The following is an 18,480-nucleotide window of genomic DNA, read 5'->3' as shown; positions in this document are numbered from 1 at the left end:
ATTTGGGCTTCAACCCCGCGGCCCGGTTCCGAAATGCCGATAGACCAGATCCGTGGGGTCCGGTCGGTCCGAGGTCATCAGCGCCAGAAATGCCGGCCAGTCGGCGGGGGTCGCCGGGCGCAGGATCAGGCGCGCGGTGCGAAGGCTGGGGATGGCGGGTTCAGTCCAGCTCATGCCGCCAGGGCGGGTTCGCGCCCGGCCGTGAGACGGTGATGGCAGCGGCGCGGCCGGCCAGGTCGAGGGCGGCGCGCAGCAGATCCTCGGTGATGGCGTCGAGGCCGTCTTTGCTGAGCGCGCCGGTCTCGGCCAACGAGGTCAGCAGGCCCGCATTGAAGGTATCGCCCGCGCCGATGGTGTCGGCCACGGTCACCTTGCGCGCCGGATGGGTATAGCTGCCCGAGGCATGGATCGCCGTCGCGCCGTCAGCCCCATGGGTGCGCAGGATCAGTTTCGGCCCCACATCCAGCAGCCGTGTGGCGGTGTGGCCGGGATCGGCATCGGGGAACAGCCATTCGGCGTCCTCATCCGAGATCTTCACGATATCGGCGATCCGCAGCAGGCGGTTGTAACGCTCGCGGGTGGCGCGTTCGTTGCTGATGAAACCGGGGCGGATGTTCAGGTCGATCGCGATCACCCTGCCGGCCTCGGCGGCGCGGTGGGACAGTTCTTCGACGGCGCTGCCGCAGGGTTCCTGGATCAGACTGATGCCGCCGATGAACAGTGCATCCAGCGTATCGGGCAGCGGTGGCAGCGCTTCGGGCGCGAACATGCGCCCCGCGGTGCCATCGTCATAGAAGCTGTAGGTGGCATTGCCGTCGTTCAGGAACACCAGCGCCAGCGTCGTCGGCAGCCGGCTTTCCGGGCTGAGCGACAGATCCACGCCCGCCTCGGTCAGCGGGGCGCGCAGCATGGCCCCGAAGGCGTCCTGCGAGAAGGGCCACAGAAACCCGGTCGGCGCCCCGAGGCGCCCAAGTGCTACGGCGGTATTATAGACCGAGCCACCCGGCAGCGGGCGATACAGGCCGTTTTCCGGCACCATGTCGATCAGCGATTCGCCGCAGCACAGGATCATGGCCCCGACCTCCCCCCAGGCATTCGATAGCCTTCGATAATATAGTCCCGATCCGAGGGAAAGAGATCGCCCGAACCGCCGAATTCGACATAGCCCGATTGCTGCGCCGCCAGCAGGATCAGCGCCAGCAACACCAGCCCCGCAATCACCGCGCCGGCGATCTTCCAGACCGACCAAGGCCGCTCGCCCTGAACCCGGCCAGACTGGCCGTTGACAACGAAGCGATAGGATTTGCCGTTGTATTTATACGCCGCCGACCAGATCGGTAGCAGGATATGCTTGAAGGTTTCGGCGGAATAGGCGGTCTGGGCGCGGTCGATGCGCTGTTCGTCCCCGCCGATGTCGCGGCGGATGTCCATGGCGATGATCCCGGCCATTTCCTGCCGTGCGATGTCATGACCCGACTGCAGCGGGATGGTATAGCCTTCGGCCCCGAACCCGGCCAGATATTGCGGGTCATAGGGGCGCAGATGCGACAGGTCCCAGGGCGTCAGCGCGTCGGTGAATCGCCTGGGCAGCGCCGAAGAGGCCAGCACCAGCACATCATTGAAGGCGCGCCCGACGCGACCGCGCACGGCGGTCCAGCGGGTCTTGCGGATCTGCCGGGGCACACGGCGGGTCTGGCCGTTGACGGTTTCCGTCACATAGACGGTTTCGTAGTAGTAATCGCCGCGCTGCCCCGCATATTCCGAGGCGGTGTCGGCATCGAAGGTCCAGAAGGGTGAATAGACCCCGGCCATCCGGCGGCCCTTGCGGGCATAGGCGACCAGCCCCGAGGGCGCGAACCACAGCCGCCCCAGCCAGTCCTCCAGCGCCGCGCGGGCCTGATCCTCGGTTACCACGAAGGGAAGAACGCCCTGCGGTTTCAGCAGTCGCGTGGCCCCGGTATCGGTGACGACCGGGGTGGCGCAGAAGGGGCAGCTGGCCGCGTGGCCTTTGCCCTCCAACTCGAACCTCGCCCCGCAATTGGGGCAGGAGATGGTGCGGACCTCGATGGCGAGATCGCTGCCGGCATCCAGCCGCAGTCCGTTTTCCAACGGGATCTCCCGTAGTTCCGGGGCCTTACGACCGGCATCCCATTGCAGCGCGCGCCCGGTCGAGGGCTCCTCCAGCAGCGCCCGGTCGCCTTCCGCGCCTTCGCGCGGGGACCGCGCCGGGGCCTTGGCGGCGCCGGGGCTGATCTGTTGGACATGCCCGCAATAGGGGCATTTCAGCACCTGCTCGCCGGGCGAGAAGGTCAGGCTGGCCCCACAATTCTCGCAGGGATAGCGGAACGCGCTGGGTGGGGTCGGCATGATACGCTCGGGGTCGGGAAGGGGTGCGGATCCGGGGCGGCGCCGGGATCAGGGCGCTTTCGGGGCGGGCAGCGGCGGCGGAGGCGGCGCAACGGTGAACAGCTGCGCCAGCTCGGGCACCTCATCGGCGGGTTTCCAGCCGTCCTGGCCCGGTGTCCAGACCAGCGTGTCGCGGGTGAAGCTGCCGTCACGCGCCAGCCGCCCCAGATGACCGCGGCCGTAAGGCCCGTCGGTCTGGCCATCGACGGCGATATGCCAGACGGTTTCACCCCTGGCGCCGGGCAGGGGCGGCGGCAACGCGGCCGATTGCGGCTGGGCCTGCGCGGGCAGCTGGCCCCAGGGACCGCGCTGCGCGGCCATGCCCATGCCGATGGCGGCCCCCATGCCAGCGCCCATCGCGGCGCCGGCGCCGCCCGGATTGTTGGCGGCATTCAGCATCGCCTCGGCCTGGGCGTATTGGCCGAAACGGTCCAGATCGCCCACGATCCCCATCGAGGTCCGTTTGTCGAGAATCGCCTCAACTTCATCGGGCAGGCTTATGTTTTCGATGTAGAATTCCGGGATCTCCAAGCCGTATTGCATGATCGTGGGCGCGATCGCCTTGGCGACCATCTTGCCCAGTTGATCGGTATTCGCCGCCATATCCAGAACCGGGATGCCGCTGCCGGCGATCATGCGCGAAAACTCCTGCACAATGATGTTGCGCAGCTGAAAGGCGATCTCATCACGGGTGAATTCGCCATCGGTGCCGACGATTTCGGCCATGAACCTGGCCGGGTCGGTAACGCGCATCGAATAGGTGCCATAGGCGCGGATGCGGACCGGGCCGAATTCCGGGTCGCGGGCGATGATCGGATTCTTCGTGCCCCATTTCAGGTCGTTGAACCGCGTCGTGTTGACGAAGTAGATTTCCGACTTGAAGGGCGATTTGAAGCCGTGATCCCAGTGCTGAAGCGAGGTCAGGATCGGCATGTTGTTGGTTTCGAGGATATAAAGCCCCGGCCCGAACACATCGGCGATCTGGCCCTCATGGACGAAAACCGCCGCCTGCCCCTCGCGCACGGTCAGCTTGGCGCCGTATTTGATCGCGTTGCCGCGCCGTTCAAAGCGCCAGACCATGGTGTCGCGAGTATCGTCGGTCCATTCGATGACGTCGATGAACTCGCCCGAGAGGAAGTCGAACAGGGCCATGGGTTTCTCCGTGGGTTGAGCTTGCGGGTCAATCCGCGAAACGCGTTCAGGTTCCGGCGGTCTGGCAGGGCGGGGGCAGGATGAAGCCTTCGGTCTGATCGTTGCCGATGAAATCCGCGTAAAGCGCCAGCATCTTCCCCTGTGCGTCGTAAAGCGTCACGACCGGATAGGCCCCATCGCCCCAGCCCGATGAAAAGCCCGGAAACGCGCTGCCGTCTGGCAGCGTCAGCATGCGGGCGAAGACACTGTCGCCCATCTGGGCAGGATCGGCGAAATAGTCGTCGTAAAGGTTCAGGCCGCGTTGCTGGTAGTCCTGCCGCATGGCATTGAGGCTGGCAGCCGTCGCAGGGGTCAGGAAGGATGCGGTTCCGCTGTCGACCCAGATCGCGCCAGCTTCGCCGCCGCAGGCGGGGGCGGCGTTCACGAAGATCATCGCGGCGAGTGCCACACGGCCCTCGACCGGCTCCAACAGCGCGACCACCTCGACCGGGCCGGGCGGGATGGCGATGAAGTCGAACGGATAGCCCGGAGCATAGGTCAATGGATCCGCCCCGAGGATCTTGGGGCTGTCCGGGGTGAAGCGGGCCACCTGCCGGATCTCGCGCGGGGCGCCACTTTGTGCAACCAGCCAGTCGGCCACCTGTCGGGCAGATGCACCGACCGGGATCAGCCCCCACAACGCCAGCAGGGCGGCCAGCGGCCAGGATCTCATGGCAGCAGTTCGCCGGCGATGGTGCGCGCGATCGGAGCGGCCACTTCAGCAGTCATGCCGGGGGTCAGCCGGCTGTCATAGAGCATCTGCAACAGCAGCGAGTCGTGATAGGTCAGCAGGGCGAACTCTTCGTCATCATTGAAGATCGAGGGGCGCGCGGTCGGGCTGTCATTGGCCAGCCCCATGCCTTGCGCCAGTTCTTCATGGATGCATGAACTTCGCAGGCGCGGTGGCAGTTCGGCCCGGATGATCGCCACCGCTTCGGAATAAAGCGGGCTGGGACCCAGCGAATAGGCGAAGACGGTGCAGTAATTCTGCGGCGGAAGCGATTGAATCGCCTCGATATCACCGGGGGGAATGCCGGGAATGATGCGTGACAGGCGCGGTCCGATCTGGCGGCGCTCGTCTTCATTGACGAACATGACGGTGAAATTCCCCGTCGTCGGCGTGGCGGCGATGTCGTGGCCGGTCAACGCGGCCAGCCGCTCGGCAAAGGCCTGCACCTCGGCGCGGTCGCGGATACGCGTGCCCGGTGGCACCGAGGCCCCGAATTCGACCGCGATCCGCACCGGCTGTGCCCAGCGGCGCAGGCGCGAGGGGCGGGCATCGGCGATCAGATCGGCGCCCTGCCGGCTGTATTCGTCATAAAGCGCGATGTCGATGAAATCACGGGTCAGCTGCTCGGCGGAAACCGGGATGGCGCGGCCATCGTCGCGGCGCAGCTGGCCGCGTGCGACCAGCATGTCCTCGACCCCGACGAAATAGCCGTGCATGGTCTGACTGGCCGGCGTATCGGCGGCAAGGGCGGCTTGCGCGGCTTCGTCTGCGGCGCGCTTGGCCCGCGCGGCGCGCAGGGCCGCGTTGGGGCGCGGCTGTGGCGCCGGATAGGAGAGGGGATGGGCGACGGGTGCCGCCGGTCCCGGCGGGACGGGGCCGCTCGCGGGACCCTCGGCGCAGCCCGCCAGCATCAGAAGTCCGAGCAGCGCCAAAACCCCCGACGCCGAAGGGCCGGGGGGGATACGGGTAGGCAGGTACGGGGTCGCGGTGGTCACGATCAGGGGGCCTGTTGATCAATCCGGGGTTGCTGCGCGCGGGATGCGGACAGGGTTCGACGCAGTTCGTCCTCCAGCCGGATCAACTCGCCTTCGGCGGCGGCACGGCGGGCCTTGCCTTCGTCGGCGATGCGCAGGCTGTCTTCGATGGTGGCGATCAACTCCGCATTGGCGGTGCGGACGGAGTCGATGTCGAAGACGCCCCGCTCCATCTGGGTGCGGATCTGGGCATTCGCCTGCCGCAGGTTTTTCGCGTTTGCCGTCAGCAGTTCATTGGTCAGGTCGGTTGCGTCCTTGACCGCGCCTGCGGCCTGCGCCGAACGCTGGATGGTCACCGCCTGCGCCAGCTGGGTTTCCCAGAGCGGCACGGTGTTCACCAGCGTCGAGTTGATCTTGGTCACCAGCGACTTGTCGTTTTCCTGCACCAGCCGGATTGACGGCAGCGACTGCATCGTCACCTGCCGGGTCAGCTTCAGATCGTGGACGCGGCGTTCCAGATCGTCGCGCACGGTGCGCAGGTCGCGCAGCTGCTGGGCTTCCATCACCTGCCCGTCGGCAGGGCTGGCCTGCACCTCAGCCTCCTTGGCGGGGATCAGGTCTTCGTCCAGCTCGCGCAGCTTCGCCTCGCCCGCGGCGATATAAAGACCCAGTTCGTCATAGAAACTCAGCGTCCGGTCATAGAGGACATCCAGCGATTTGATATCCTTGAGCAGCCGGTGTTCATGGGTCATCAGGTCTTCGGTGATCTTGTCGATCTGGCCCTGGACCTCTTCGTAATTGGCGACGAAGCGCGCGAAGGGCGCGGCGCGGCCGGTCAGTTTTTCCCACCAGCTGCGTTCGCGGCGCACGTCCAGTTCGGTCGTGGAAAAGCCGCGAATGGTGGTGACGATATTGCGCAGCGATTCGCCCGCGGGCCCCACATCCTTGTTCTTCACGTCAGCCAGCATCTGCTGGCTGATCTCCTGCAGTTCGGTCTGGGCGCGGGTGCCGAAATGCACGATGGAGCCGGAATCGCGCAGGTCGATCTCGGCCATGCGCTTGCGGATATCCTCGGCCAGCGGTTCGGGCGCGGCATCCAGCGCGACGACTTCGGCCTGCGGCTCGGGCAAAACGACCGACGTGACTTCCTCGATCCGGGCGGTCGTGGCCTCGGCGGCGCGTTTGGTTTCGGTCGTCATCGCAGTCCTTCCTCGCGTCTCGCGCGGCGGTTGCCGGGCAGAATAGGGGTGTTTCCAGCCAGATCAACCGGATCGGCGGTGATCAGTTCCTTGAACGCAACAGGGTGATGCAAAAAGGCCCGGACGGGGGGTCCGGGCCTTTGCCATGTCGCGAAAGCGTTCACGCCGGTCAGGCGGCTTTCTTCTTTCCGCCGAAGCGGCCGTAGAAGGTCTCGCCCTTCGCCGCCATGTCGCGCAGCAGCGCCGGGGTCTTGAAGCGGTCGCCATAAGCCTCGGTCAGGTGATCGGCGATCTCGACCGCGCGGGCTGCGCCCAGCATGTCGAGCCAGCTGAACGGGCCGCCCGACCACGGCGCGAAGCCCCAGCCGAGGATGGCGCCGACATCGCCTTCGCGGATGTCTTCCAGCACGCCTTCCTCCAGCGCGCGGACGGCTTCCAGCGACTGGGCGAACATCAGGCGGTGCTGGACCTCGGTCAGTTCGGGCTGGGTGTCCGATTGCGGCCATTCGGTGCCGAGATCGGACCAGAAGCCGCCGCGCTTGCCGGCTGCGTCATATTCGTAGAAGCCGGCATTCGCCTTGCGCCCCAGACGGCCCTTGTCGGCCATGCGGAAGATCACCTCATCGACCGCGCCGTCAGGATAGGCATCGCCCATCGCTGCGCGCGTCGCCTTGGCGATCTTGACGCCGAGGTCGATCGAGGTTTCGTCGACCAGTTGCAGCGGCCCCAGCGGCATCCCCATCATCCGGGCGGCATTCTCGATCAGAGTCGGGCTGACGCCCTCGGCGACCATGCGGATGCCCTCGTTGATATAGGGGATGATGCTGCGATTAGCGTAGAAGAAACGCGCGTCATTGACCACGATCGGCGTCTTGCGGATCTGGCGCACGAAATCCAGCGCCTTCGCCACCGCGCGCGGGCCGGTCTGTTTGCCCTTGATGATCTCGACCAGCATCATCTTGTCGACGGGGCTGAAGAAGTGGATGCCGATGAACTGCTCGGGCCGGCTGCTGGCCTTGGCCAATTCGCTGATCGGCAGGGTCGAGGTGTTGGTGGCGAAGATCGCGGTCGCCGGGATCGCCGCTTCGGCCTTCTTCGTGACCTCGGCCTTGACGGCGGGGTCTTCGAACACCGCTTCCACGATCAGGTCGCAATCCGCCAGCGCCGCGTAATCGGTGGTGGCATTGATGCGGCCAAGCACTTCGGCCTTCTTCTCCTCGGTGGCTTTCTTGCGGCTGATCGCCTTGTCCAGCAGGTCCGCCGAATGCGCCTTGCCCTTGTCGGCCGCTTCCTGTCTGGCGTCGATCAGCACCACCTGAATCCCGGCCATGGCCGAGACATAGGCGATGCCCGCGCCCATCATGCCAGCACCGAGGATGCCGACCTTCTGCACCTTCTCATCAGGCACATCGGGGCGGTTCGCGCCTTTTTCCAGCGCTTCCTTGTTGATGAACAGGCTGCGGATCATCGCGCCCGAGGAGGGGTTCATCAGCACATTGGTGAACCAGCGGGCCTCGATTTTCAGGGCCTGATCGAAGGGCACCATCGCGCCCTCATAGACGGCGCTCAGCAGCGCCTTCGCCGCCGGGTAGACGCCGAGCGTCTTGCCATGGACCATCGCATTCGCGCCGACGAAGGTCATGAAACCCGAGGCGGTATAAGGCTCGCCCCCCGGCATCTTGTAGCCCTTGGCGTCCCAGGGCTTGACGATATCGGCGTCCTTGGCGTTCAGCACCCAGTCCCGCGCGGCGGCGACCGGATCCTCGACCACCTCGTCGATGACGCCGGCGGCTTTCGCCTTCTTCGGGTCGTTCAGCTTACCTTCCAGCAGTAGCGGGGCCGCGCCCATCGCGCCCAGCTTGCGGACCAGACGGGTGGTGCCGCCCGCGCCCGGAAAAATGCCGACCATGATTTCCGGCAGGCCGATCTTGGCCTTGGGATTGTCAGCGGCAAAGATGCGATGCGTGGACAAAGGCAGTTCCAGCCCGATGCCGAGCGCCGTGCCGGGCAGCGCCGCCGCAATCGGCTTGCCGCCCTTCAGGGTCTTGGGGTCCATCCCCGCACGCTCGATCTTGCGCAGGACGCCATGCAACTGCATGACCAGCCCGAAGATCGCTTCGGCGCCGCCGGTTTCCTTCATCGAACCCAGCACGTTCAGATCCATGCCGGCGGCGAAATCGGGCTTGCCCGAGGTGATGACAATGCCCTTCACGGCTTCGTCCGCCAAAGCGTCATCGACCAGCCCGTCCAGCTCGCGGATGCCGTTTTCCGACAGCACGTTCATGGACTTGTTCGGCACGTCCCAAGTAATGATGGCGACGCCGTCGGCGTCCTTCTTCATGGTGAAATCGGTCATTTGGTTTCTCCCTCGGGGCGGTCGCGCCGCTCGGTGGTGATCTGAAATCCGGGTTCTCTGCGGTTTGCGTCCGCTGTCAGGCGAGCGGAGTTGATTGCCTTGAGGATGGCATCGGTACCTCCGGCGACGATCTCGTCGTCGAGCCGAAGAAATGGATCCCCTGCATCGTCCGCCCAACGGTCGAATATCGAGCCATCCTCGCGGGCGATGAGCACCCACAGGCCGGTTCGGGAATCGCGCAGACGGACAGCCTCACCTTTGCCGCCGCCGATGAGATTCAATTCGGGATCGGCTGCCGCAACAGCGTGGAACGGATGATCTGACATCACACACGCTCGATGATAGTCGCCGCGCCCATGCCCGAGGCGACGCAGAGCGTGGCGAGACCCACGTTTTTGTCCTGACGCTCCAACTCGTCCAGCAGGGTGCCGATGATGATGGCGCCGGTGGCCCCCAGCGGGTGGCCAAGCGCGATCGCGCCGCCATTGACGTTCACCTTGCCCGGATCGACCTGGAAGGCCTGCATGAAGCGCAGGACGACGGCGGCGAAGGCCTCGTTCACCTCGAACAGGTCGATGTCGGAAATCGACATGCCGCTTTCGCGCAGGATCTTGTCGGTCACCGGCACCGGGCCGGTCAGCATGATCGTCGGATCGGTGCCGATCTTGGCATTGGCGCGGATGCGGGCGCGGGGCTTCAGGCCGAACTGCTCGCCGAATTCCTTGTTGCCGATCAGCACCGCGCCGGCGCCGTCGACGATGCCCGAGGAGTTCCCGGCATGGTGGATGTGCTCGATATGGTCGAGATGCGGGTATTTCAGCATCGCCACCTTGTCGAAACCCGGCATGACCTCGCCCATGTCCTTGAAGCTGGCCTTCAGCTTGGCCAGATCCTCGGTGGTGGTGCCGGGGCGCATGTATTCGTCGTGGTCGAGGATCACCAGCCCGTTCTGATCGCGCACCGGAACGATGGATTTGGCGAAACGGTTATCGGCCCAGGCTTCCGCCGCGCGGCGCTGGCTTTCCACCGCCAGCGCGTCGGCTTCCTCACGCGTGAAACCGTATTCGGTGGCGATGATGTCGGCGCTGATGCCCTGCGGGACGAAATAGGTCTTGAAGGCGACCGAGGGATCGACCGCGATCGCCGCCCCGTCGCTGCCCATGGCCACGCGGCCCATCATTTCGACGCCGCCGGCGATATAGCCGTTACCGCCGCCGCCCTTGACCTGATTTGCGGCGAGGTTCACCGCCTCCAGCCCCGAGGCGCAGAAGCGGTTGATCGACAGGCCGGGAATGGATTCGTCCAGATCCGAGGCCAGCACCGCCGAGCGGGCAAGGCAACCGCCCTGTTCCTTGACCTGCGTGGCATTGCCCCAGATCACGTCCTCGACCGCATGGCCTTCAAGGTTGTTGCGTTCCCTGACGGCGTTCAGCAGACCCGCCGAAAGCGTCAGCGAGGTGACTTCGTGCAGGCTGCCATCGGGGCGGCCCTTGCCGCGCGGGGTGCGCACGGCGTCATAGATATAGGCTTCGGTCATGGGTCCTCCTGTTACGCCCGGTCGGAAGGGTTGCCGGGCATCAGATCGTAGGGATGTTTCCAGCCGGGCAGGGCGGCGATGCCGTCCAGCCAGCGGTCGATATGGGGCCAATCGGCGCGATCGAAGCCGAAGGGTTCCGGGTAGAAAAGGTAGCCGCAGCAGGCCGCATCGGCGATGGTGAACGTATCGTCAGCCACCCAGTTACGTTCCGTCAGATGGTCATTCAGCGTGCGGTAGGCAAGCTTCAGCCGCGCCTTCAGAAAGTCGATCACCGGCTGGGGACGCTTCTCGGGCGGGATGAAGTTCTGCAGGAAACGCGCGGTGCCGATCTGTCCCGACAGCTTGTGATTGTCGAACATGATCCAGCGCAGCACCTCGTTGCGGTCGGTGCCGAGGAATTGGCCGGTCTTTTCGGCGACATGATACTGGATCACCGCCGATTGGGTCAGCGTCAGATCGTCCTCGCGAAAGACCGGAACCTCGCCCATCTCGTTGATGGCGCGGAATTCAGGCGTCCGGCTTTCGCCGTTGAAGAAATCGACATAGACCGGCCGCCAGTCATAGCCCGCCAATTCCATGGTCAGCGCCGCCTTATAGGCATTGCCGGATTCGCCGAAGCAGTAAAGCTGTGCGGTCATTGGTCCAGAACCTCTGTCTTGGCCTCGGGCAGGGTGATATTTTCCAGCCAAGGGAAAGCCCGGCGCAGGCTTTCCTGCTGCGTCTGGCTGCCCGCGCGCACCACGCGCCACTGGCCCTGGTCCTTCAGCGCCAGTGTGGCGCTGGTTTCGGCGATCTGCATCGGCGCCTCGCCGGGTTCCAGCGCCACCTCCAGCAGGTTGCGGGTGGGGATCAGCGCGAAAAGCGTGCCGTCGGGCAGCCGGTTCCAGCGCATTTGTGTGGCGTCGATGTCGGATTGCAGCACCTTCGAGATGGCGCCCATCTCGGTCATGCGCTGGATCATCATCACGTCGAATTCGGCCCGCGACATGCCCTGCGCTTCGGCATTCTTGTCCAGCAGCGTGGGCGGCAGGAATTGCAGGCTGGCGGCGATGTCGCCCGAGAGGGTGATCCGCTCCAGCTCATGGGCGAGCGCGGTGACGGTCGCGATGTCCTCGGCAGTCTGGGCGCGGGCGCCCACCACCGTGACAAGAAGTGCGAGCAATGCAGCAGTCGTCTTCATATGGTCCTCCCCGATGATGATGACGGTGCAATCCGGGCTGGGGCGCGGCTGGTGCTGCCGCGCCCGTCGCGGGATCAGAACTGTTCCGCGTCCAGAGCCATGACCGGGTCCGCGCCGCTTTCGATCCGCGCCAGATGGGTCGCGGTCGCCGGCAGCTGCCGCTTCATATAGTAGCGCCCGGTCGCGAGCTTGGTGTTCAGGAAGGTTGCATCGCCCGTGCCCGCATCCAGCGCCTTCTGCGCCGCCACCGCCATCTGCGCCCACATGAAGCCCAAGACGGTGTGGCCGAACAGGTGCATGAAGTCGTAAGACCCCGCCAGCGCGTGGTTCGGGTTCTTCATGCCGTTCTGCATGAAGAACATCGCCGCCGCCTGCAGATCCTTCGACGCCGCCTTCAGCGGGTCGAGGAAATCGGCCTTCAGCGCCGCGTTGCCCTCGTTCTCCTTGATGAAGGATTTCACCATCTCGAAGAAGGCCATGACCGGCTTGCCGCCATCAGCGGCCAGCTTGCGGCCGACCAGATCCAGCGCCTGAACGCCGTTCGCGCCTTCATAGATCATGGTGATCCGGGCATCGCGGACGAACTGGCTCATGCCATGTTCCTCGATATAGCCGTGGCCGCCATAGACCTGTTGGGCGTTGACCGCGGTGTCGAAGCCCTTGTCGGTCAGAAAGCCCTTGATGACCGGCGTCAGCAGCGAGATCAGCCCTTCGGCATCGGCCTGCCCGGCATGGGCGCGGTCGATCTGATGGGCGCCCCAGAAGGCCAGCATCCGGGCACCTTCCAGAAAGCTTTTCTGATCCATCAGGTTGCGGCGGATATCGGGATGCACGATCAGCGGATCGGCCGGCCCCTTCGGGTTTTCGGCCCCGGTCACGGCGCGGCCCTGCAGGCGGTCCTTGGCATAGGCGACGGCGTTCTGATAGGCGGCCTCGCCGATGGCATAGCCCTGAAGGCCGACGCCCAGACGGGCCTCGTTCATCATGGTGAACATGGCGCGCATGCCCTTGTGCAGGTCGCCCAGCAGCCAGCCCTTGGCGCCGTCATAGTTCATCACGCAGGTCGAATTGCCGTGAATCCCCATCTTTTCTTCGATATTGCCGACGCTGACCGCGTTGCGGTCGCCCAGCGAGCCGTCCTCGTTCACCAGAAATTTCGGCACGATGAACAGCGAGATGCCCTTGGTGCTTTCGCCGCCGCCGGGCGCCTTGGCCAGCACCAGATGGATGACGTTGTCGGACATGTCGTGGTCGCCGGCCGAGATGAAGATCTTCTGCCCGGTGATCAGATAGCTGCCGTCGTCCTGCGGTTCGGCCTTGGTGCGCAGCATGCCCAGATCGGTGCCGGCATGGGGCTCGGTCAGGTTCATGGTGCCGGTCCATTCGCAGCTGACCATCTTCGGCAGATAGGTCTGCTTCTGTTCGTCGGTGCCATGGGTGTGGATGGCCGAATAGGCGCCATGGGTCAGGCCCTGATACATGTTGAAGGCCATGTTGGCCGAGACGAAGATCTCGCCCGTGGCCAAGCCCATCAGATAGGGCATGCCCTGACCGCCATATTCCGGGTCGCAGTCGAGCGCGGTCCAGCCGCCTTCCTTCATCGCCTCGAAGGCGTCCTTGAAGCCCGTGGGGGTCCGCACGACGCCGTTTTCCAGCACGCAGCCCTCGATATCGCCGACCCGGTTCAGCGGCGTCAGCACATCCGTGGCCAGCTTGCCCGCAGCGTCCAGCACAGCCTCGGTGAAGTCACGGTCCAGCTCGTCATGGCCGGGCAGGCCCGATTTCGACACGTCCAGAACATCGTGAAGGATGAACTGCATGTCGCGAACGGGGGCGTTATAGATGGGCATGTCGAATCCTGTGATTGGAATGGCGAGTTACGGTTTTGGTGGCAGATCAGGCTTGCCGGCGCGCGGCCAGAAGCTGTTCGACCTCGGCGATCTGCTGGGTCAGGTCGGAAACGGCGATCTTCAGCTCGTTCTGCTGGCGCGTCATGTCGGCCAGCCGTTCGCGGGCGGCCGCGACGGTGGCGGTCAGTTGGGTGACGTTGTTGCCGCGCGGATCGTAGAGTTCCAGCAGTTGCCGGATGTCTTCCAGACTGAAGCCGAAGCGCTTGCCCTGCAGGATCAGCTTCAGCCGGGCACGGTCGCGGCGGTCATACAACCGGTGCTGGCCGCGCCGCAGCGGCGCCAGCAATTCGCGCGATTCATAGAACCGCAGGGTGCGCGGCGTCACGTCGAAGGCGTCGCACATCTGGCGGATGGTCATCATGTCGTCGGTCATGCCGGCGCCTCCCTTCTTGCTGATGCGGAATGATCCGCAACCTCCACAGAGAGGGTGCCGTAAGTTGACGCGAACGTAAACGAAAACGCTGCGTCACGAGGTGGACGGGATGGGCGGCAGCCCGGCGCTGCGCGGGGGCTTCAGTCCATCTTGCGCAGGATTTCGGCGGTTTCGTCGCGCAGCGCGCGCAGGTCCTTGATGGCGTTGTCGATATCGGCCCGCTGGCTGGCCAGCAGATCAAGCTGACGGTTGGCCTTGTCGATCCATACCTCGTATTGCTCGCGGTCGCCTTTCTGATCGTAGATCTCCAGCCATTGCCGGATTTCCTCCAGGCTGAAGCCGAAGCGGCGGCCGCGCAGGATCAGCTTCATACGGGCGACTTCACGCGGACCATAAAAGCGCGAGCGTCCGTCCTTCCGGGGCTGAAGCAGTTCAATATATTCGTAATAGCGCAGCGTCCGCGGGGTCACGTCGAAACGTGCGCACATCTCTTTGAAACTGAGTTCCTCTGAACCGGACATCGCAATCCTGCAGCTAAGCGGAGAATGTGGGTAAGCTAGACCGGATGCCGCCTTGCCGCAACCGAATGCAACCCGTACGCGCGCCTTGTCGCACGCCAGGTCCCGTGTCCCGCTTTGTGCGGTGGGCTTGCCGCGATGGGGGGCGGGGCGCTATCAGGGAAAAAACACGGCAGGATCAGATGACAAGCGAAGACCAGATCTCCACCGAGACCCGCGACCGCATCGCGCGCCAGTTCATCGAGGCGATCCCCCATGCCAGCGCGCTGGGCATGTCGCTGGACCGTCTGGGCACCGGCGAGGCCGAGATCTCGATGGCGTGGAATGCCGATTTCGTCGGTGATCCGCGCAGCGGCATCATTCATGGCGGGGTGATTTCGGCGTTGATGGACACCTGCTGCGGGGCCGCCGTTCTCAGCCATCCGACCGGACCGCGTTCGACGGCGACGATCGATCTGCGCATCGACTACATGCGTGCGGCCGCGCCGGGACAGCGCATCACCGCCCGCGCCACCTGCTATCACGTCACCCGCTCGGTCGCCTTCGTGCGCGCCCAGGCGATGGACGAGGACAGCGAAAACCCCGTCGCCACCGCCACCGGCGCCTTCACCCTGGAGCGTTGAGATGGCCGACCGCAACGAACCCCTGCCGCAGATCAAGCTGCGCCGTGACAACGCCCTGCGCCTGCTTGTCGAGGGGGTGCCCTATATCCGCTGGATGGGAATCCGTTTCGACCGCCGCGGGGACGAGTTGACGGCGATCATGCCCTTCGACCAGAAGCTGATCGGCAACCCTTTCCTGCCCGCCATCCATGGCGGCGCGACGGCGGCCTTTCTGGAGATCGCGGCGCTTGTCGAACTCAGCTGGTCGGCGATGTGGGAGGATCTGGAATCAGGCCGCATCGCGCCCGACGCGGCCATGCCCGACTCGCTGCCGCGGCTGCCGAAGACGATAGATTTCACCGTGGATTATCTGCGCTCGGGACTGCCGCGCGACGCCTATGCGCGGGCGCGGGTGGTGCGGTCGGGGCGGCGCTACGCCAGCGTCCATGTCGAGGCCTGGCAGGATAACCGCGCCAAGCTGATCGCCCAGGCCACGGCGCATTTCCTGATGCCGCAGGGCTGAGGTGTCGGATCGCGCCGTCAGTCACCGCCGGGTGCTGGCGATTGCGCTGCCCATCGTGCTGTCGAACGCCACCGTGCCGCTGCTGGGCGCCGTCGATACCGGGGTGATCGGCCAGCTGGGGCAGGCGGCGCCCATCGGAGCGGTCGGTATCGGCGCGGTGATCCTGTCCTCGATCTACTGGATCTTCGGCTTCCTGCGCATGGGCACTTCGGGGCTGGTGGCGCAGGCCCATGGCGCGGGCGACGCGCCCGAGGTCGGCGCCCACCTGGCCCGCGCCCTGACCATCGCCTTCGGCGCCGGGCTGGCGCTGATCCTGCTGCACCCCCTGCTGTTCGCGGGCGCGTTCTGGCTGGCCCCCGCCAGCCCCGAGGTCGAGGATCTCGCCAGCCGCTATCTTGCCATTCGCATCTGGGGGGCGCCCGCGACCATCGCCCTTTATGCCATCACCGGCTGGCTGATCGCGATGGAGCGGACGCGCAGCGTGCTGGTGCTGCAGGTGCTGCAGAACGGGCTTAACGTGGGCCTGGATCTGCTGTTCGTTCTGGGCCTCGGCTGGGGCGTGAGCGGGGTGGCGGCGGCCACGCTGATCGCCGAGCTGGGCGGACTGGCGCTGGGGCTGTGGTTCTGCCGCACTGCCCTGCGGCTGGTGCTGGGGCGCGCGGGAGTTTTCGCCCGCGACCGGATGATGCGCTTCTGGCGGGTCAATTCGGATATCATGCTGCGCTCGGTCCTGTTGCAGGGTTCCTTCACCACCTTCATGTTCATGGCGGCGGGGCAGGGCGACGTGACGCTGGCCGCCAATCAGGTATTGCTGCAATTCCTGCAGATCACCGCATATGGTCTGGACGGATTCGCCTTCGCCGCCGAAACGCTGGTGGGGCAGGCGGTGGGTGCGCGCCGGCCCGCCATGCTGCGGCGCGCGGCGCGCGTCACCTCGGGCTGGGCGCTTGGCGGGGCGGCGCTTCTGGCGCTGATCTTCGCGGTCTTCGGCCCGGCGCTGATCGACATCCTGACCACTGCCCCCGACGTCCGGGCCGAGGCGCGCCGCTATCTGCCATGGCTGGTCGTGGCGCCCTTGATCGGCATTGCCAGCTGGATGTTCGACGGGATCTTCATCGGCGCGACGCTGACCGGGCGGATGCGGCGCGCGATGATCGAATCGGTCGCCATCTATGCGGTGGCGCTGGCAATCCTGCCGGCGGTCTTCGGCAATGACGGCCTCTGGGCAGCGCTGATGGTGTTGAACCTCGCCCGCGCCCTGACCATGGCGCGCTTCTATCCCGAGGCCGAGGCGACGGCGGCGTGACCTTTCACACCCATTTCGCCATCGGCGGCAGGCTCATCAGCACGGCATCGGCGTTATGGCCGGTCTCCAGCCCGAATTTGGTGCCGCGGTCGTAGACGAGGTTGTATTCCGCATAAAGCCCGCGATGGACCAGTTGCGCATCCTTTTCGGCCTCGGTCCAGTCCTGCCGCATATGCGCTTGGGCGAGGGGCAGGAAAGCGGGCAGAAACGCCGCGCCCACGGCTTTGGTAAAGGCAAAATCGGCCTGCCAGTCGCCGCTGTTCAGATCGTCATAGAAAATGCCGCCAACGCCGCGCGCCCGGCCGCGATGGGGGATGAAGAAATACTCGTCCGCCCACGCCTTGAAGCGCGGGTAATAATCCGGGTCATGGGTGTTGCAGGTGGTTTCCAGCGTGGCGTGAAAATGCGCGGTATCGGCGGGATATTCGATGCAGGGGTTCAGGTCGGCCCCGCCGCCGAACCACCACGCATGCGGGGTCCAGAACATCCGGGTGTTCATATGGACCGCCGGCGCATGAGGGTTCTGCATATGCGCCACCAGACTGATCCCCGCGGCCCAGAACCGCGCGTCCTCCTCCATGCCCGGCACGCCCCGCGCCGCCATCGCGGCCTGCGCGCGGGGCGCAAGGGTTCCGTGCACCTCGGACCAGTTCACGCCGACCTTCTCGAACACCCGGCCGCCGCGCATCACCGACATGATGCCGCCGCCGCCATCGTTCTCGCGCGCGGTGGGCGTGACCTCGAACCGGCCGGGGGCGGGGGCGCCGGGGCCTTCATCCTCCAGCGCCTCGAAGGCGGCGGTGATGCGGTCACGCAGGCTGCGGAACCAGTCGGCGGCGCGGCGACGTTCGGTCTGCATCTCGGTCATGGGTCATCCGTGAAACTGTTTGCCCGTGGCAACCGCGGGCCCTGGCTGTGCTGACCTGCCATAAAGCCCGCATCCATGACCCGCAACCTCGCCCTGATTCTGATGGCTGCCGGATCGGCGCCGCCGCCGGTCCCGCCGCTGGTCCAACGCGGGCAATGGCGCCCCATCACGCATCCGCACGCGACGAAGCGCCGCAGGCAGGGGGAGGCGGGGGCAAGCGGTTGCAGTTCCCTTAGCGTGGTGTCGTTCTGCAACCCGTCGGCAAGGGGGCCTGCGTCCTGCGAGAAGCTGCCGGAACCCGCAGCCGGGTCAGGTGGTTAGGGTAGGGAAGTTGATTTGCCCGTCGCTGCCAGCCGCGCTAGGCTGAATCCGCACCCCGTTCAAAGGCCCGGCCATGTTCCGCAAACTTGCCCTTCTTCTGCCGCTGTCGCTGCTGGCCGCCTGCGGGACGCCACAGGAAAACTGCATTCGTGGCAATACCCGCGAATATCGGGTGCTGAGCAACCTTCTGGCCGAGACCGAAGCCAATCTGGCCCGTGGTTATGCCTGGAAGGAGCGGCAGGTGACGCGGACCGAGCTGGATTTCTGCCGCCGCGCGGTGCGCGACCGTAACGGCGAGATCCGCTATGTCGAATCGAGCTGCTGGCGCGATGTCGTCGATACCGAGCGTTACCGGGTGCCGATCGATCCCGCCGCCGAACGCCGCACCCGTGACTATCTGGTCGAGAAGCTGAAGACCGAAACCGCCCGCGCCGAGCAGGCGGTGAAAGCCTGCAAGATCGCCTATCCCGAAAACGCTTCCTAGCA

The 18,480-nt window shown here is 65.6% G+C and carries 20 protein-coding genes; 4 read left to right on the top strand and 16 right to left on the bottom strand.

The window, feature by feature from the left end; all coding sequences use genetic code 11:
* Window positions 1-9: 9 nt before the first annotated feature.
* The 15 genes from H1S04_RS03840 to H1S04_RS03770 all read right to left on the bottom strand — a co-directional run bounded on the left by H1S04_RS03840 (window position 10) and on the right by H1S04_RS03770 (window position 14,344).
* Window positions 10-174, bottom strand: coding sequence for a hypothetical protein (locus tag H1S04_RS03840; RefSeq protein WP_181744216.1), 165 nt, complete (start codon window positions 172-174; stop codon window positions 10-12).
* The gene (locus H1S04_RS03835; RefSeq protein ID WP_181744215.1) at window positions 161-1,072 is read right to left on the bottom strand and encodes a carbohydrate kinase; all 912 of its coding nucleotides are present in this window, start codon (window positions 1,070-1,072) and stop codon (window positions 161-163) included. Before H1S04_RS03835 ends, H1S04_RS03840 begins: the two co-directional genes overlap by 14 nt.
* Complete coding sequence (locus H1S04_RS03830; protein ID WP_181744214.1) at window positions 1,069-2,367, bottom strand: zinc ribbon domain-containing protein; 1,299 nt, start codon at window positions 2,365-2,367, stop codon at window positions 1,069-1,071. Before H1S04_RS03830 ends, H1S04_RS03835 begins: the two co-directional genes overlap by 4 nt.
* 48 nt (window positions 2,368-2,415) lie before the next feature.
* Window positions 2,416-3,558 carry an SPFH domain-containing protein gene (locus tag H1S04_RS03825; protein WP_181744213.1) on the bottom strand — a complete coding sequence of 381 codons (1,143 nt, stop codon included), beginning with the start codon at window positions 3,556-3,558 and terminating at the stop codon, window positions 2,416-2,418.
* A 46-nt stretch (window positions 3,559-3,604) separates the two neighbouring features.
* Window positions 3,605-4,270 carry a DUF4241 domain-containing protein gene (locus H1S04_RS03820; protein ID WP_181744212.1) on the bottom strand — a complete coding sequence of 222 codons (666 nt, stop codon included), beginning with the start codon at window positions 4,268-4,270 and terminating at the stop codon, window positions 3,605-3,607.
* Window positions 4,267-5,322, bottom strand: a complete 1,056-nt coding sequence (locus H1S04_RS03815) for a DUF2927 domain-containing protein (RefSeq protein WP_298945941.1) — start codon at window positions 5,320-5,322, stop codon at window positions 4,267-4,269. Before H1S04_RS03815 ends, H1S04_RS03820 begins: the two co-directional genes overlap by 4 nt.
* A 2-nt stretch (window positions 5,323-5,324) precedes the next feature.
* The gene (locus H1S04_RS03810; protein WP_181744210.1) at window positions 5,325-6,500 is read right to left on the bottom strand and encodes a toxic anion resistance protein; all 1,176 of its coding nucleotides are present in this window, start codon (window positions 6,498-6,500) and stop codon (window positions 5,325-5,327) included.
* 169 nt (window positions 6,501-6,669) lie between these two features.
* Entirely contained in the window at window positions 6,670-8,856 is a 2,187-nt protein-coding gene (locus H1S04_RS03805) for a 3-hydroxyacyl-CoA dehydrogenase NAD-binding domain-containing protein (protein ID WP_181744209.1), read from the bottom strand.
* Window positions 8,853-9,182 (bottom strand): hypothetical protein, encoded by a 330-nt coding sequence (locus H1S04_RS03800; RefSeq protein WP_181744208.1) that lies wholly within the window; start codon window positions 9,180-9,182, stop codon window positions 8,853-8,855. Before H1S04_RS03800 ends, H1S04_RS03805 begins: the two co-directional genes overlap by 4 nt.
* Window positions 9,182-10,393: an acetyl-CoA C-acetyltransferase gene (locus tag H1S04_RS03795; RefSeq protein WP_181744207.1), complete on the bottom strand. Its 1,212-nt coding sequence runs from the start codon at window positions 10,391-10,393 to the stop codon at window positions 9,182-9,184. Before H1S04_RS03795 ends, H1S04_RS03800 begins: the two co-directional genes overlap by 1 nt.
* An 11-nt stretch (window positions 10,394-10,404) precedes the next feature.
* Window positions 10,405-11,031: a glutathione S-transferase family protein gene (locus H1S04_RS03790; protein ID WP_181744206.1), complete on the bottom strand. Its 627-nt coding sequence runs from the start codon at window positions 11,029-11,031 to the stop codon at window positions 10,405-10,407.
* The gene (locus H1S04_RS03785) at window positions 11,028-11,573 is read right to left on the bottom strand and encodes a hypothetical protein (protein WP_181744205.1); all 546 of its coding nucleotides are present in this window, start codon (window positions 11,571-11,573) and stop codon (window positions 11,028-11,030) included. Before H1S04_RS03785 ends, H1S04_RS03790 begins: the two co-directional genes overlap by 4 nt.
* Window positions 11,574-11,647: 74 nt before the next feature.
* Complete coding sequence (locus tag H1S04_RS03780; protein WP_181744204.1) at window positions 11,648-13,423, bottom strand: acyl-CoA dehydrogenase C-terminal domain-containing protein; 1,776 nt, start codon at window positions 13,421-13,423, stop codon at window positions 11,648-11,650.
* A gap of 46 nt (window positions 13,424-13,469) precedes the next feature.
* Complete coding sequence (locus H1S04_RS03775; RefSeq protein ID WP_181744203.1) at window positions 13,470-13,856, bottom strand: MerR family DNA-binding transcriptional regulator; 387 nt, start codon at window positions 13,854-13,856, stop codon at window positions 13,470-13,472.
* Between the two features lie 140 nt (window positions 13,857-13,996).
* A complete protein-coding gene (locus tag H1S04_RS03770; RefSeq protein WP_255435441.1) occupies window positions 13,997-14,344 on the bottom strand; it encodes a MerR family DNA-binding transcriptional regulator in 348 nt (115 codons plus the stop codon).
* Window positions 14,345-14,556: 212 nt separating this feature from the next.
* Between H1S04_RS03770 and H1S04_RS03765 the strand changes: the two genes are divergently transcribed.
* The 3 genes from H1S04_RS03765 to H1S04_RS03755 are packed head-to-tail and all read left to right on the top strand — an operon-like array spanning window position 14,557 to window position 16,805.
* Window positions 14,557-14,997, top strand: a complete 441-nt coding sequence (locus H1S04_RS03765) for a PaaI family thioesterase (RefSeq protein WP_181744201.1) — start codon at window positions 14,557-14,559, stop codon at window positions 14,995-14,997.
* A 1-nt stretch (window position 14,998) separates the two neighbouring features.
* Complete coding sequence (locus tag H1S04_RS03760; RefSeq protein ID WP_181744200.1) at window positions 14,999-15,499, top strand: PaaI family thioesterase; 501 nt, start codon at window positions 14,999-15,001, stop codon at window positions 15,497-15,499.
* Between the two features lies 1 nt (window position 15,500).
* Window positions 15,501-16,805 (top strand): MATE family efflux transporter, encoded by a 1,305-nt coding sequence (locus H1S04_RS03755; protein WP_181744199.1) that lies wholly within the window; start codon window positions 15,501-15,503, stop codon window positions 16,803-16,805.
* Between the two features lie 4 nt (window positions 16,806-16,809).
* On the opposite strand, the gene hemF is transcribed toward H1S04_RS03755, so the two are convergent.
* Entirely contained in the window at window positions 16,810-17,673 is an 864-nt protein-coding gene (gene hemF / locus H1S04_RS03750) for an oxygen-dependent coproporphyrinogen oxidase (RefSeq protein WP_181744198.1), read from the bottom strand.
* A 394-nt stretch (window positions 17,674-18,067) separates the two neighbouring features.
* On the opposite strand from hemF, the gene H1S04_RS03745 reads away from it, so the two are divergent.
* Entirely contained in the window at window positions 18,068-18,478 is a 411-nt protein-coding gene (locus H1S04_RS03745) for a hypothetical protein (protein WP_181744197.1), read from the top strand.
* Window positions 18,479-18,480: the final 2 nt, after the last annotated feature.

Origin of the sequence: Paracoccus sp. S1E-3 (genome assembly GCF_013868135.1) — a bacterium.
Classification (GTDB): Bacteria; Pseudomonadota; Alphaproteobacteria; order Rhodobacterales; family Rhodobacteraceae; genus Paracoccus.
The sequence above is the reverse complement of the archived record's forward strand: the minus strand, read 5'-3'. Positions and strand labels throughout refer to the sequence as shown.